This is a genomic window from Streptococcus mitis (genome assembly GCF_002096855.1).
GTDB lineage: Bacteria > Bacillota > Bacilli > Lactobacillales > Streptococcaceae > Streptococcus > Streptococcus mitis_Y.
Genome location: NZ_NCVH01000026.1, coordinates 1 through 14976 on the forward strand (window position 1 = coordinate 1; position 14976 = coordinate 14976).

The following is a 14976-nucleotide window of genomic DNA, read 5'->3' on the forward strand; positions in this document are numbered from 1 at the left end:
CTTTTCATTATAGGTCATATGGGACTTTTTTTCTACACAAAAATAGGCTCCATAAGATCTATAGGGGATTTACCCACTACAAATATTATAGAGCCTTTCATTATAGGTCATATGGGACTTTTTTTTACACAAAAATAGGCTCCATAATATCTATAGGGGATTTACCCACTACAAATATTATAGAGCCTAATAAATCAGAAAGATTGCCTGAGGTCGATCTCTTTTTCTTGCGTTTTATATCGAACTGTGATATATTTTATATAACGAAGTGCGATATATCGAACTGAATAGGAGGTGAATGCAAATGGAATTAACGGCTAAGATTCGTCGGGTCTATCTTCCGATGACGGAAACGGGCTTTTATATCTTGTTCTGTCTGCAAAAGGAAGGTCATGGTTATAGTATTACGCAAAAGGTCAAGGAGATGACAGATTCGCAAGTTTCGATTAGTCCTGGGACTATGTATGGAACCTTGTCAAAAATGGAAAAGGATGGTTTGATTTCCTTTGTCCGTGAAGAGGAAAAACGGAAAATCTATCAGATCACAGACTTGGGACGAAAAGTCTTAGATATTGAATTGAAACGTATTGAACGGCTCTATAGAAATAGTCTGGAGGAAAGATGATGGAAAAGAAGGTTGTTTATAGAATTGCTACCATTGCGGATTATGATAGAGAGGCTTTATATCTTAGAAAAATGCATGCTGAGGGCTGGAAACTTAAGGAAGTGACCTACTCTAACTTAGTAGTTGCGGTTAAGTATACTTTTGAAAAGTGTCAACCGGAGCAGGTGTCTTATCAGTTGGACTTTTATCCTATGAAAAAATCAGAGAGAGCCTCCTATTTACAATTATTTAAAGACTGTGGCTGGGAGCATATTACAGACTTTAATGGGTTTTCCTACTTTAGAAAGCTTCATTCTGGAATTGAGTCGGATGCCGAGTTTGAAATTTATAATGACGCGGCTGGGAAATTAGCAATGGTCAAGAAAATTTTAACAATGCGGATGCTTCCTATTTTGCTTCTCTTTTCAGCGCTACTACCGGTTTTCTCAAAGTTTATCACTGGAGGTAGTTCTTTCAGTTGGGAAATGTTTTTGATTGTTATAATAGATGGTGTTTTATTGATGGTTCATGCGATTCAGATTTCTTATATTTTTTGGAGATTGTTTCAAAAGTGGAAAGAATTATCTGATAAATAAAACCATGCATGTTTTCTAATTTGGAGGTGCGATGATGAAAAGCAAACTACAATTTCGGATTTTTACGATTCTTGATGAGGACAAGGAAGAAGAGTATTTGCATGAGATGCACTTGAAAGGTTGGAGATATAGAACGAGTCGTTTTGGTTTGTTCTATTTTGACCAATGTCAACCAGACGATGTCATCTACTGTATCTATGATTCTAGATTTCTTAAAAAATATAAGCATGAACTGCAAGATTTTAGAGCTAGAGGTTGGGAATTGATAGGAGCAGGTTCTTGTTCGATTCTTCGTAAACCAGCTTATGATATACTTTCAGAGGATCAAGTCTATATGAGTAAGGGGCTCAGATGGGAAGTTATGCGATCTAGACTTCGTTCCTGTACAGCTACTTTCTTAGGTGGTTTTGTTGTTTGTATGAGTTTATTTAAAGAAGAACTTTCTATGTCTTTCTTTATTATTTTTCTTTTATATGCCTTTCTGATTTCTTATCTAATTCATGGTTTTTTCAGACTTAAAAGGAAATACCAAGTAGATGGAAGGTAGGCTTCTAGGTCTTTAGACTGATTTTTAGCACTCTTGTTAAAAGAGTGCTAATTTTTTGAGTTTTTGTCTTGACATTCTCTTTTAAGGGTGTATAATAGAATCATGAGTTAGCACTTGAGGGCATCGAGTGCTAATTGATCAGACAGAGAGGAGTGATGAGGTGGTTACAGAGCGTCAGCAGGATATTCTAAATCTCATTATTGACATCTTTACCAAAACGCACGAACCTGTCGGATCCAAAGCCTTGCAAGAGTCTATTAACTCTAGCAGTGCAACCATTCGTAATGACATGGCGGCTCTAGAAAAGCAAGGTTTGCTTGAGAAGGCTCATACTTCAAGTGGTCGGATGCCAAGTGTTGCTGGTTTTCAGTACTATGTGAAACACTCACTGGATTTTGACCGACTGGCTGAAAATGAGGTTTATGAGATTGTTAAAGCCTTTGATCAGGAATTCTTCAAACTGGAGGATATTCTGCAAGAGGCTGCTAATCTACTGACAGACTTGAGTGGCTGTACGGTAGTAGCACTGGATGTTGAGCCGAGCAGGCAACGGTTGACAGCCTTTGATATCGTTGTTTTGGGGCAACATACAGCCTTGGCAGTATTCACCCTAGACGAGTCTCGAACGGTTACCAGTCAGTTTCTGATTCCAAGGAACTTTTTGCAGGAGGATTTGCTGAAACTGAAGAGCATTATTCAGGAACGCTTCCTAGGTCACACCGTTCTAGATATTCACTACAAGATTCGGACGGAGATTCCGCAGATTATCCAGCGTTACTTTACAACAACGGATAATGTTATCGATCTCTTTGAACATATCTTTAAGGAAATGTTCAACGAAAATATTGTGGTGGCAGGCAAGGTCAATCTCTTGAATTTTGCCAATCTGGCAGCTTATCAGTTCTTTGACCAACCGCAAAAGGTAGCTCTGGAGATTCGTGAGGGGTTGCGTGAAGATCAGATGCAGAACGTCCGTGTTGCAGACAGTCAAGAGTCCTGTCTAGCTGACCTAGCGGTGATTAGTAGTAAGTTTCTCATTCCTTATCGGGGAGTTGGAATTCTAGCCATTATCGGTCCAGTCGATCTGGATTACCAACAGCTAATCAACCAAGTCAATGTGGTCAACCGTGTTTTGACCATGAAGTTGACAGATTTTTACCGCTACCTCAGCAGTAATCATTATGAAGTACATTAAGATTGAAATCATTAAAGGAGGCGAAAATGGCCCAAGATATAAAAAATGAAGAAGTAGAAGAAGTCCAAGAAGAGGAAGTTGTGGAAACGGTAGAAGAAACAACTCCTGAGAAGTCTGAGTTGGACTTGGCAAATGAACGTGCAGATGAGTTCGAAAACAAATACCTTCGCGCTCATGCAGAAATGCAAAATATCCAACGCCGTGCCAATGAAGAGCGTCAAAACTTGCAACGTTATCGTAGCCAGGACTTAGCTAAAGCGATTCTCCCTTCTTTGGACAACCTTGAGCGTGCACTAGCAGTTGAAGGTTTGACAGATGATGTGAAGAAGGGCTTGGAAATGGTGCAAGAAAGCTTGATTCACGCTTTGAAAGAAGAAGGAATCGAAGAAATCGCAGCTGACGGTGAATTTGACCATAACTACCATATGGCCATCCAAACTCTCCCAGCAGACGATGACCACCCAGCGGATACCATCGCCCAAGTCTTCCAAAAAGGCTACAAACTCCATGACCGCATCCTACGCCCAGCCATGGTAGTAGTGTACAACTAGGCAATTCTGACGGTTGTAACATACATAATAGAAAACTTGTCCGAAACGACAATAAACTATGAAGAAAGATAAGAGGCAAGCCGGAGGCTTGCAAGGAAGATATTTCCCACTGTGGTGAAAGTTTCAGTAGCAAAAGATACTGAAACAGGGGATTTTTGAGACAATAGGCTCAAAAATAAGTGATGAAATCCCGAAGGGAGTTGCTCACGTCCCCACCACTTAAGGGGAATATCAAAAAATCAAAATTCGAATTAAAATTTAAGGAGAAAACACATGTCTAAAATTATCGGTATTGACTTAGGTACAACAAACTCAGCAGTAGCAGTTCTTGAAGGAACGGAAAGCAAAATCATCGCAAACCCAGAAGGTAACCGTACAACTCCATCTGTAGTATCATTCAAAAACGGCGAAATCATTGTTGGTGATGCTGCAAAACGTCAAGCAGTTACAAACCCAGATACAGTCATCTCTATCAAATCTAAAATGGGAACTTCTGAAAAAGTTTCTGCTAATGGAAAAGAATACACTCCACAAGAAATCTCAGCTATGATTCTTCAATACTTGAAAGGCTACGCTGAAGACTACCTTGGCGAAAAAGTAACTAAAGCAGTTATTACAGTTCCAGCTTACTTTAATGATGCTCAACGTCAAGCAACAAAAGACGCTGGTAAAATCGCTGGTCTTGAAGTAGAACGTATCGTCAACGAACCAACTGCAGCCGCTCTTGCTTACGGTTTGGACAAGACTGATAAAGAAGAAAAAATCTTGGTATTCGACCTTGGTGGTGGTACATTCGACGTCTCTATCCTTGAATTGGGTGACGGTGTCTTCGATGTATTGTCAACTGCAGGGGACAACAAACTTGGTGGTGATGACTTTGACCAAAAAATCATCGACCACTTGGTAGCAGAATTCAAGAAAGAAAACGGTATTGACTTGTCTACTGACAAGATGGCAATGCAACGTTTGAAAGATGCAGCTGAAAAAGCGAAGAAAGACCTTTCTGGTGTAACTTCAACTCAAATCAGCTTGCCATTTATCACTGCAGGTGAGGCTGGACCTCTTCACTTGGAAATGACTTTGACTCGTGCTAAATTTGACGATTTGACTCGTGACCTTGTAGAACGTACAAAAGTTCCAGTTCGTCAAGCACTTTCAGATGCAGGTTTGAGCTTGTCAGAAATCGACGAAGTTATCCTTGTTGGTGGTTCAACTCGTATCCCAGCCGTTGTCGAAGCTGTTAAAGCTGAAACTGGTAAAGAACCAAACAAATCAGTAAACCCTGATGAAGTTGTTGCCATGGGTGCTGCGATCCAAGGTGGTGTCATTACTGGTGATGTTAAAGACGTTGTCCTTCTTGATGTAACACCATTGTCACTTGGTATCGAAACAATGGGTGGTGTCTTCACAAAACTCATCGACCGTAACACAACAATTCCAACATCTAAATCACAAGTCTTCTCAACTGCGGCAGACAACCAACCAGCCGTTGATATCCACGTTCTTCAAGGTGAACGCCCAATGGCAGCAGATAACAAGACTCTTGGACGTTTCCAATTGACTGATATCCCAGCTGCACCTCGTGGTATCCCACAAATCGAAGTAACATTTGACATTGATAAGAACGGTATCGTGTCTGTTAAGGCTAAAGATCTTGGAACTCAAAAAGAACAAACAATTGTTATCCAATCAAACTCAGGTTTGACAGATGAAGAAATTGATCGCATGATGAAAGATGCAGAAGCTAACGCTGAAGCAGATAAGAAACGTAAAGAAGAAGTAGACCTTCGTAACGAAGTTGACCAAGCAATCTTTGCGACTGAAAAGACAATCAAGGAAACTGAAGGAAAAGGTTTCGACGCAGAACGTGACGCTGCCCAAACTGCCCTTGATGACCTTAAGAAAGCTCAAGAAGACAACAACTTGGACGACATGAAAGCAAAACTTGAAGCATTGAACGAAAAAGCTCAAGGCCTTGCTGTTAAACTCTACGAACAAGCCGCAGCAGCCCAACAAGCTCAAGCAGGAGCAGAAGGCGCACAAGCAACAGGAAACGCAGGCGATGACGTCGTAGACGGAGAGTTTACGGAAAAATAAGATGCAAATCCCGTTAAAACCTCACAGTGAAAATAGGAAATCTGACGCAGAAACTTTAGTTTCTAGGAAGATTTGCACCTAAAGGTAGCCATATCTGTAGTTTGCTAAAGCGAAAACAGCTACGTCTCTTTTTCACCAAGAGGTTAGGGAGTGCTCGATTTAGTAAGATGTTGAGGCGTTAAGAAAACGAAAGAAAAATAGGAAGCCATCGCCTTGTGCGGTGCACAAAAGATGGCTTATCTTTTTTCCGAAGTTTTTAGCCGAAACTCAGTTAAGCCTAACTCGTTAAGAATGACTAATCACTAAAGTGATTGTCATTCTACAGCAATCACTATGGCGACTTGCCTAAACGCCTTACTAGTTCAAAAACAAAGTATAATCGACTTTATTTTCGAACGTCGTAATGATAAGAAGAAATCCAGAGGTTGCAACCCAGCCTCTGTTTTTCGGTAAAAAGGGTCTAAACCTGATTTATTTGGGGTTTGTCTCATCAATATGAAATACAGGAATTGAACCCGACCTAAATCGAGGTTTGATTCAAAATATCAATAGAAAGGAACAAAGGTGTTCAGGGAATTGAACACGGGTTCCCAAAATTCTGATTCAATATAAAAGAAAGGAATTGAACCCGGACTAAATCGTGGTCTCGTTCCGCAATATTAACAGAAAGGAATAAGGGTGTTCGTAATTGAACTCGAGCGGAAAGCTTGGAAATTAGATAAACCTCCTAAGAAATCAGGATTTCTTGTCGGTTTCCTAAATTTCAGTCGCTTTCTGTTCGCTCTTAGTATCTTGTATGAACAATACTGAATTTTATGATCGTCTGGGGGTGTCCAAAAACGCTTCGGCAGACGAAATCAAAAAGGCTTATCGTAAGCTTTCGAAAAAATACCACCCAGATATCAACAAGGAGCCAGGTGCTGAGGAAAAGTACAAGGAAGTTCAGGAAGCCTATGAGACTTTGAGTGACGACCAAAAACGTGCTGCCTATGACCAATACGGTGCTGCTGGAGCCAACGGTGGTTTTGGTGGAGCTGGTGGTTTCGGCGGTTTCGATGGGGCAGGAGGCTTCGGTGGTTTTGAAGATATCTTCTCAAGTTTCTTCGGCGGAGGCGGTGCTTCGCGCAATCCAAATGCTCCTCGTCAGGGGGATGACCTCCAATACCGTGTGAATTTGACCTTTGAAGAAGCTATTTTTGGAGCTGAAAAAGAAGTTAAATACAACCGTGAAGCAAGCTGTAGTACATGTAATGGCTCAGGTGCTAAGCCAGGAACGAGTCCAGTCACTTGTGGACGCTGTCATGGCGCTGGTGTCATTAACGTCGATACGCAGACTCCGCTTGGTATGATGCGTCGTCAAGTAACCTGTGATGTCTGTCACGGTCGTGGAAAAGAAATCAAGGATCCATGTACCACTTGTCACGGAACAGGTCATGAAAAACAAGCCCATAGTGTACATGTAAAAATCCCTGCTGGTGTGGAAACTGGTCAACAAATTCGCCTAGCTGGTCAGGGTGAAGCAGGATTTAACGGTGGACCATACGGTGACTTGTACGTGGTGGTTTCTGTGGAAGCCAGCGACAAGTTTGAACGTGAAGGAACCACTATCTTCTACAATCTCAACCTCAACTTTGTCCAAGCGGCTCTTGGTGATACAGTTGATATCCCAACGGTTCACGGTGATGTTGAATTGGTTATCCCAGAGGGAACTCAGACTGGTAAGAAATTCCGTCTACGTGGCAAAGGAGCTCCGAGTCTTCGTGGTGGTGCAGTTGGTGACCAATATGTTACCGTTAATGTCGTAACACCGACAGGCTTGAACGACCGCCAAAAAGCAGCCTTGAAAGAATTCGCAGCTGCAGGTGATTTAAAAGTCAATCCAAAGAAAAAGGGATTCTTTGACCATATTAAAGATGCCTTTGAAGGAGAATAAAGCAAAAAGAGCCGAGTGGCTCTTTTTACTTATCTTCAATTTCCTGTGTTTCTTTGATCACAGCTAGTCTAGTCTGGATATCCTTTTCCAAGACTTTAAATTTGTAAGTCAGGTCTTCTTGATATTCCTTGATGAGTTCTTTTTGCTGGTCGATGATTTGTAGGCTGTTTTGGATAATATCCACATCATCCTTGATAGCTTGAACTCGGTCAGTGGTGTTCAAGACTTCATCTGTGATGGTTTGGCGATTTTTTGTGACTAGATAACTTCCGGCTGCAGCTCCTGCAAATAGCAGTAGGTTGGATAATTTCATGGCAACTCCTTAGGCATTTTTGATGGTTTCAGCGATTTGAGCAAGTTTGTCAAAGTCTGGTTCGTGGGCGATAAAATCAATCTTGAGGTCATCGTCCGCACTGTAGCGGGGCACGAGGTGAACGTGGGTATGAAAGACGGTTTGCCCTGCGATTTCTTCACAGTTGGCAATGATATTCATACCAGCAGCCTTGGTAGCTTTCATGACTTTTTGAGCTACTTTGGGTACTTGGGCAAAGAGTTGGCTGGCGCTAGTAGCGTCCATTTCTAAAAGATTGCGATAGTGTTCTTTTGGTACGACCAAGGTGTGTCCTGGTGTCACTTGAGAGATATCAAGAAAGGCAAGAACCTGCTCATCTTCATATACTTTTGAAGCAGGAATTTCCCCTGCAATGATTTTACAAAAAATGCAATCTGACATAAAATCTACCTCTACTGTATTGAATTTTGATATAATATAGCTACATTATACCAGATTTGGAGAAAATATGTTAGAAATAAAAAACCTGACAGGTGGCTATGTTCATGTCCCTGTCTTGAAAGATGTGTCCTTTACTGTTGAAAGTGGTCAACTGGTCGGTCTGATTGGTCTCAATGGTGCTGGGAAATCGACGACAATCAATGAGATTATCGGTCTGTTGACACCTTATAGCGGTTCTATCAATATCAATGGCCTGACCCTGCAAGAAGATGCGACAAGCTACCGCAAGCAGATTGGCTACATTCCTGAGACACCTAGCTTGTATGAGGAATTGACCCTCAGAGAGCATATCGAAACGGTTGCCATGGCTTATGGTATTGAGCAGAAAGTGTCTTTTGACCGAGTAGAACCTTTGTTAAAAATGTTCCGTCTGGACCAGAAATTAGACTGGTTCCCTGTTCATTTTTCAAAAGGGATGAAGCAGAAGGTCATGATTATTTGTGCTTTTGTGGTGGATCCGAGTCTTTTCATCGTGGATGAGCCCTTCCTTGGGCTCGATCCGCTGGCTATTGCAGACTTGATTCAGCTTTTGGAAGTGGAAAAGCAAAAAGGCAAGTCTATTCTCATGAGTACCCACGTGCTGGATTCAGCGGAAAAGATGTGTGATGCCTTTGTCATTCTCCACAAGGGAGAGGTGCGAGCTAAGGGAAATCTGGTGCAACTGCGCGAAGCCTTTGATATGCCTGAGGCTAGTTTGAATGATATTTACTTGGCTCTGACCAAAGAGGAGGAGTTATGAAAGACTTGTTTTTAAAGAGAAAGCAGGCTTTTCGTAAGGAGTGTCTTGGCTATTTGCGCTATGTTCTCAATGACCACTTTGTCTTGTTCCTGCTTGTCCTGTTGGGCTTTCTAGCCTACCAGTACAGTCAACTCTTGCAAGATTTTCCTGAAAATCATTGGCCTATCCTTTTATTTGTAGGAATTACGTCTGTTTTACTTTTGCTTTGGGGAGGAATTGCCACCTATATGGAGGCTCCAGACAAGCTCTTTCTCTTGGTCGGAGAAGAGGAAATCAAACTCCATCTCAAGCGTCAAACTGGTATTTCCCTAGCCTTTTGGCTCTTTGTCCAAACCCTTTTCTTGCTGTTATTTTCGCCCTTATTTTTAGCAATGGGTTATGGCTTGCCAGTTTTTCTGGTCTATGTGCTTTTATTGGGGGTAGGTAAATATTTCCTCTTTCGTCAAAAGGCCAGCAAATTTTTCACTGAAACTGGACTGGACTGGGACTATGTTATTTCCCAAGAAAGCAAGCGTAAGCAAGTCTTGCTCCGTTTCTTTGCCCTCTTTACCCAGGTAAAGGGAATTTCAAACAGCGTCAAGCGTCGTGTCTATCTGGACTTTATCCTAAAGGTTGTTCAAAAGGTGCCTGGAAAGATTTGGCAAAATCTCTATCTGCGTTCTTATTTGCGAAATGGAGACCTCTTTGCGCTCAGTCTTCGTCTGCTCTTGCTTTCCATACTGGCGCAGGTCTTTATCGAGCAAGCTTGGATTGCGACAGCAGTGGTAGTGCTGTTTAACTACCTCTTGCTCTTCCAGTTGTTGGCCCTCTATCATGCCTTTGACTACCAGTATTTGACCCAAGTCTTTCCGCTGGACAAGGGGCAAAAGGAAAAAGGCTTGCAGGCAGTAGTCCGAGGATTGACCAGTTTGGTCTTAGTAGTGGAATTAGTTGTTGGATTGATTACCTTCCAAGAAAAAATAGCCCTTCTAGCCTTGCTGGGTGCTGGTTTGGTTTTACTAGTCTTGTATTTGCCTTATCAGGTAAAACGTCAGATGCAGGACTAACATTGCCTATATGACACTAAAAAAGAAGTTGAGTTCAGTTTGTCTCAACTTCTTTTTTGTTACTACAGGATAATGGTTGGCCCGTAGAGGCTCAACTTGGTCTTGACCTGGTCAAAGTGGAAGCGGTCATAGGCCCGCCAAGCGGCGCGAGTAGGAGCGTCTGGATCGAGGGCGCTGAGTCCCATGAGAAGACTGGAAGTCTGGTAAAATTTTTCCAGTTCAATCAAGACTCGATTATCCACTGCCTCAGCCTTGGCTAGAAAGCCAAGAATAGAGTTTAGTTGCTCCTGAAAGCGGACGTCGTCAGCCGTTGCCTGTTTGCATGCTTGATAGGCTTTGTTTAAGTCGGTAATCAAGGTTTGAGCTCTTTTTATAGGGTCTGTATCTGTCATGAGAATTCCTCCTTTAATCTGGGTGCCAGTCTTGTTTCTAGCAACTGTGTTTTGATACTGTCAGTCTATCACTTTTAACTCTTTTTTTTTATTCAAATCTTTAATTGTCATTGAAATGTCTTGAATTGCGCTGAGTGAATTTTATGATAAAATAGTGGTAAGATTATCATGCTTATTTGAGGAACAAGATACCCTTCAGGAGCGTTAAAGGCCTGTTTAGGATTTGGTGGGCTTGTGTTAAGCTTTTTCTGTTATTCTCTTCTTAGGAGGAGAATCCAATGAAACATATGATTATTCAGACACAGAAAACAGTCTATAAAGTAAACGTCGACGATATCTACTATATCCAAACACATCCAACTAAAGCCCATACTGTACAGATTGTTACAGAAGAAGCTAGTTTTAATATGGTTCAAAATTTAAGTAATCTTGAGAACCAATATGGGGAAATCTTGATGAGATGTCATCGAAATTGTTTGGTCAATCTTGATAAATTAAAATCGATTGATTTTCAAGAAAGAATCCTTTTTCTTGGAGAAGAAGGTCAATACGCTGTCAAGTATGCCAGACGTCGCTATAGAGAAATTCGTCAAAAATGGTTGAAAGAGGGAGAGTAAAAAGATGAGAATATTTGTTTTAGAAGATGATTTTTCCCAACAGACTAGGATTGAAACGACCATTGAGAAACTTTTGAAGGAACATCATATCACTCTGAGTTCTTTTGAAGTTTTTGGTAAGCCAGACCAGCTGCTGGCAGAGGTGCATGAGAAGGGAGCCCATCAGCTATTCTTTTTGGATATTGAGATTCGAAATGAGGAGATGAAGGGGCTGGAAGTGGCTAGAAAGATTCGGGATCGAGACCCCTATGCCCTGATTGTCTTTGTGACGACTCACTCAGAGTTTATGCCCCTGTCCTTTCGCTACCAAGTGTCTGCTTTGGACTATATTGATAAGGCCTTGTCAGCTGAGGAGTTTGAGTCTCGGATCGAGACAGCCCTTCTCTATGCCAATAGTCAAGACAGTAAAAGTCTGGCGGAAGATTGCTTTTACTTTAAATCAAAATTTGCCCAATTCCAGTATCCTTTTAAAGAGGTTTATTATCTTGAAACATCGCCCAGAGCCCATCGTGTTATTCTCTATACCAAGACAGACAGGCTGGAATTTACAGCAAGTCTAGAGGAGGTTTTCAAGCAGGAGCCCCGTCTCTTGCAGTGCCACCGCTCTTTTCTCATCAATCCTGCAAATGTGGTGCATTTGGATAAGAAAGAAAAACTCCTTTTCTTTCCCAATGGTGGAAGCTGTCTGATTGCGCGTTATAAGGTCAGGGAAGTGTCTGAGGCTATCAATAACTTACACTGATTAAGGAGAACTTATGGCTGTTGCTTGGATATTGTTGTATACACTTGTTACTAATGGACTAGAAATTGTCATCTTCTTTAAGGTAGATGGAATTGATCTTACTTTCGAGAGGATTTTTAAGGCCTTTCTTTTTAAGATACTGTTGGCCTTTGTTTTTGTAATGATTAGCTATATAGTAGGAAATATTTACCTATCTTATTTTATGGAACCCTTGTATGGCATCGGTTTGTCTTTCTTATTGTTAAGAGGACTTCCTAAAAAACTGCTTTTCTTTTATGGTCTCTTTCCAATGATATTGGTGAATCTCTTTTATAGAGGTGTTTCTTATTTTGTACTTCCATTTTTGGGACAAGGGCAAGTATATGATGACTACTCATTTACTGGGTTATGTATAATAATTTTCAATTTCTTCATTTCTCTAGCTTTTTTGAAATGGTTGGACTATGATTTTACGAGTTTGAGAAGGGAGATTCTAGATAAAGCCTTTCAAAAGTCCCTGACTCAGATTAACTGGATAATGGGGGGTTACTATTTGGTGATACAAAGTCTGTCTTACTTTGAATATGAGCAAGGTATTCAATCAACGACTGTTCGCCATCTCATCCTAGTGTTTTACCTACTCTTTTTTATGGGGGTTATCAAGAAATTGGATACCTATTTGAAGGACAAACTCCATGAGAGACTGGACCAAGAGCAGGCCTTTCGCTACAGAGATATGGAACGCTATAGTCGGCATATAGAGGAACTTTACAAGGAAGTACGGAGTTTTCGTCATGACTACACCAACCTCTTGACCAGCTTACGTCTGGGCATTGAAGAGGAGGATATGGAGCAGATAAAAGAGGTCTACGACTCTGTCTTGAAGGATTCTAGTGAAAAATTGCAGGACAATAAATATGACCTGGGCCGATTGGTGAATGTTCGGGATCGTGCCCTCAAAAGTCTTCTAGCTGGAAAATTTATAAAAGCTAGAGAAAAGGACATTGTCTTTAATGTCGAAGTTCCTGAGGAGATTCAAGTCGAGGGGATGAGCCTACTTGATTTTCTAACCATTGTATCTATCCTTTGTGATAATGCCATTGAAGCCAGTCTAGAGGCCAGTCAACCTCGCGTTTCAATTGCCTTTTTAAAAAATGGAGCACAGGAGACCTTCATCATCGAAAATTCCATCAAAGAAGAGGGCGTAGATATTTCTGAAATCTTCTCCTTTGGAGTTAGTTCTAAAGGGGAGGAGAGAGGTGTCGGTCTCTATACCGTTATGAAGATTGTGGAAAGTTATCCCAATGCCAGTTTAAATACTACCTGTCAAGATCAAGTCTTTCGTCAGGTTTTAACGGTTCACTTGCTGCCGGTTGGTCATTAGAAAATTTGTGAAAAAAGAATTGGCAGAAGCTAACAGATAAAATTTGTCTTTGTCCAGTTTGATTTTTACCATAGTATGCGAGGTATATTAAATGAATAAGAAATCTTTTTTTATCATCTGCTCTACGTTGATCATAGCATCGAATCTTCTCATGATTTCCGTGGTGAACAAGGGAGAAGAAACAGGGAGCAACCTGTTTGTGATTGCTATAGCCTGTGTTATGCTACCAGCCTTTTTATATGCAGTTGAAAACAGACTTACTTCATTGGTAAGAGTAGAATCAATACTCCTGATTCAGTTGACAGTTATATCCCTACTCCGTCTTATCAACAGAATAGGGAGTACGCCTGAAATCCTCAACATTATCATTACCCTTATCGCTTTGGCAAGTGGGACAGCTGCTATCCTTGTTGCGATTATGAGAATATATGAGAACATACGGAAGTGAGGGTGAGTAGTTTTCTATTTTGTATTTTCACATTGTCAAGTTCCCCCAGGGCAAGTATGTTTTTCATGCTTGCTTTTTAAATTTTTACAATTCAAGATGTTTTGATGACCATTTATGATTTGGATGGAAAATTTTAAAAAATAGTAGTATACTAACCTTATTAAGGTTGTAATAGGACGAAAGTAAAAAGAGGTATTCCTCGTGAATGCAAAAACAATGTTACAATTGGCTATTATGGTCGCTTAAAGACTTGAGCTTGTGTACTTGGAGGTAATTATGGATTTCAAAAGTTTTCTTATTGTTTTTGTTGTCAGTATGCTTATTTCTTTTATTACTTATTTAATTAGGGGAAAATTTTTAAAATCTCCAAAGAAGAATAAAGATAGATCTAATTAGATAAAAAGATTTTTTATCGCTAGTTTAATCTACAGTGGAGTTTCTTTAATATTGTTTCGCCTGTCAAAATGATATGTGATAACAGGATAAAAAATCTACAAATTAAGTTGGTATCAATATTGTGTAAAGGGCAAGTATGTTTTTCATGCTTGCTTTTTTAAATTTTTTAACAATTCAAGAGGTTTTGATGACCATTTACGATTTGAGTGATCCAAGAATAAAACGAGTGCTATACTAGCAGTGTAAAGGTTCTAGCTCAACAAACATTCAGGAGGAAATTTTATGAAGAAAAAAATACTTGTCATTTTCATCTTGTATCTGATCATGTCCATATTTCTATATCCGCTTAGGGATAGTGCTTGGTATCATCTATTCTATACCATAGCCTATGTGATTGCGGTTATAATCTATCTTGCTTTAACTAAAAAGAAAGGAGCAAAGAAATGAAAACTTTTCTTGCTAAAAAACGGAACATCTTCCTTGCGAGATTGTTCCTAGGGCAGTTGCCCTTACTTGTCTCCACTTATCTATTTCTATCTCGTCAGTTTTTAAATTTTTCCTTGGTTTTCCAATTTCTTTTAGTGGTTATTAACTTAGCTTCCATTTTGGTTACTGTTTACCTCACTAGGGAGATGAGGATAAGAGAATTTGAAGATGATGATTTAGTTAGTCCTAGAACCAATCAACTTATGTTCATTGGTTTGACAGGTTTTATGTCTATTATTTGTTTGTATTGAGGTATCACAGCAGTAGAATTCTACCAACAACTAATCGCTTATATTGGCGCTATTCTCTGCTTGCTTATCATGCTTCTGCTCATTTGGGGTTTGAAGTATTATAAAAAGTAGGGGAAGAGTTTTCTTCTTAATCTGGGGCTAGTCTATAGACTGGCAGGAGGAGGTTATCCTGTCTTGTAG

16 protein-coding genes and 1 pseudogene are annotated in these 14976 nt (G+C 40.4%); 14 read left to right on the plus strand and 3 right to left on the minus strand.

Annotation, left to right across the window (positions count from 1 at the left end; genetic code table 11):
* Positions 1–304: 304 nt before the first annotated feature.
* The 7 genes from B7698_RS01680 to dnaJ all read left to right on the plus strand — a co-directional run bounded on the left by B7698_RS01680 (position 305) and on the right by dnaJ (position 7523).
* Positions 305–625 carry a PadR family transcriptional regulator gene (locus tag B7698_RS01680; RefSeq protein WP_192851950.1) on the plus strand — a complete coding sequence of 107 codons (321 nt, stop codon included), beginning with the start codon at positions 305–307 and terminating at the stop codon, positions 623–625.
* Positions 625–1200: a DUF2812 domain-containing protein gene (locus tag B7698_RS01685; RefSeq protein WP_084864492.1), complete on the plus strand. Its 576-nt coding sequence runs from the start codon at positions 625–627 to the stop codon at positions 1198–1200. Before B7698_RS01680 ends, B7698_RS01685 begins: the two co-directional genes overlap by 1 nt.
* A gap of 34 nt (positions 1201–1234) precedes the next feature.
* Positions 1235–1747, plus strand: a complete 513-nt coding sequence (locus B7698_RS01690; protein ID WP_084864439.1) for a DUF2812 domain-containing protein — start codon at positions 1235–1237, stop codon at positions 1745–1747.
* 160 nt (positions 1748–1907) lie between these two features.
* Complete coding sequence (gene hrcA, locus B7698_RS01695; protein ID WP_084864440.1) at positions 1908–2942, plus strand: heat-inducible transcriptional repressor HrcA; 1035 nt, start codon at positions 1908–1910, stop codon at positions 2940–2942.
* Between the two features lie 26 nt (positions 2943–2968).
* Positions 2969–3493 (plus strand): nucleotide exchange factor GrpE, encoded by a 525-nt coding sequence (grpE, locus tag B7698_RS01700; RefSeq protein ID WP_004261014.1) that lies wholly within the window; start codon positions 2969–2971, stop codon positions 3491–3493.
* Between the two features lie 273 nt (positions 3494–3766).
* A complete protein-coding gene (gene dnaK, locus B7698_RS01705; RefSeq protein WP_049488003.1) occupies positions 3767–5590 on the plus strand; it encodes a molecular chaperone DnaK in 1824 nt (607 codons plus the stop codon).
* Positions 5591–6386: 796 nt separating this feature from the next.
* On the plus strand, positions 6387–7523 hold the full coding sequence (gene dnaJ, locus B7698_RS01710; RefSeq protein WP_001066308.1) for a molecular chaperone DnaJ: 1137 nt from the start codon (positions 6387–6389) through the stop codon (positions 7521–7523).
* Between the two features lie 25 nt (positions 7524–7548).
* Here the strand turns inward: dnaJ and B7698_RS01715 are convergent, their stop codons facing one another.
* Positions 7549–7836 carry a hypothetical protein gene (locus B7698_RS01715; RefSeq protein WP_000777754.1) on the minus strand — a complete coding sequence of 96 codons (288 nt, stop codon included), beginning with the start codon at positions 7834–7836 and terminating at the stop codon, positions 7549–7551.
* Positions 7837–7845: 9 nt separating this feature from the next.
* Positions 7846–8256, minus strand: coding sequence for an HIT family protein (locus tag B7698_RS01720; RefSeq protein ID WP_023932568.1), 411 nt, complete (start codon positions 8254–8256; stop codon positions 7846–7848).
* 67 nt (positions 8257–8323) lie between these two features.
* Between B7698_RS01720 and B7698_RS01725 the strand changes: the two genes are divergently transcribed.
* Both B7698_RS01725 and B7698_RS01730 read left to right on the plus strand, forming a co-directional pair.
* On the plus strand, positions 8324–9055 hold the full coding sequence (locus tag B7698_RS01725) for an ABC transporter ATP-binding protein (protein WP_084864441.1): 732 nt from the start codon (positions 8324–8326) through the stop codon (positions 9053–9055).
* Positions 9052–10101 carry an ABC transporter permease gene (locus tag B7698_RS01730; RefSeq protein WP_084864442.1) on the plus strand — a complete coding sequence of 350 codons (1050 nt, stop codon included), beginning with the start codon at positions 9052–9054 and terminating at the stop codon, positions 10099–10101. Before B7698_RS01725 ends, B7698_RS01730 begins: the two co-directional genes overlap by 4 nt.
* Positions 10102–10163: 62 nt before the next feature.
* On the opposite strand, the gene B7698_RS01735 is transcribed toward B7698_RS01730, so the two are convergent.
* Positions 10164–10493 (minus strand): hypothetical protein, encoded by a 330-nt coding sequence (locus B7698_RS01735; protein ID WP_000132582.1) that lies wholly within the window; start codon positions 10491–10493, stop codon positions 10164–10166.
* 278 nt (positions 10494–10771) lie between these two features.
* On the opposite strand from B7698_RS01735, the gene B7698_RS01740 reads away from it, so the two are divergent.
* The 5 genes and pseudogenes from B7698_RS01740 to B7698_RS01770 all read left to right on the plus strand — a co-directional run bounded on the left by B7698_RS01740 (position 10772) and on the right by B7698_RS01770 (position 14907).
* Positions 10772–11110, plus strand: coding sequence for a LytTR family DNA-binding domain-containing protein (locus B7698_RS01740; protein WP_084864443.1), 339 nt, complete (start codon positions 10772–10774; stop codon positions 11108–11110).
* Positions 11111–11114: 4 nt separating this feature from the next.
* Complete coding sequence (locus B7698_RS01745) at positions 11115–11852, plus strand: response regulator transcription factor (protein ID WP_084864444.1); 738 nt, start codon at positions 11115–11117, stop codon at positions 11850–11852.
* Between the two features lie 13 nt (positions 11853–11865).
* Complete coding sequence (locus B7698_RS01750; protein WP_084864445.1) at positions 11866–13215, plus strand: sensor histidine kinase; 1350 nt, start codon at positions 11866–11868, stop codon at positions 13213–13215.
* A gap of 91 nt (positions 13216–13306) precedes the next feature.
* On the plus strand, positions 13307–13663 hold the full coding sequence (locus tag B7698_RS01755) for a hypothetical protein (protein WP_084864446.1): 357 nt from the start codon (positions 13307–13309) through the stop codon (positions 13661–13663).
* A gap of 839 nt (positions 13664–14502) precedes the next feature.
* Positions 14503–14907, plus strand: a pseudogene (locus B7698_RS01770) (immunity protein).
* Positions 14908–14976 lie beyond the last annotated feature (69 nt).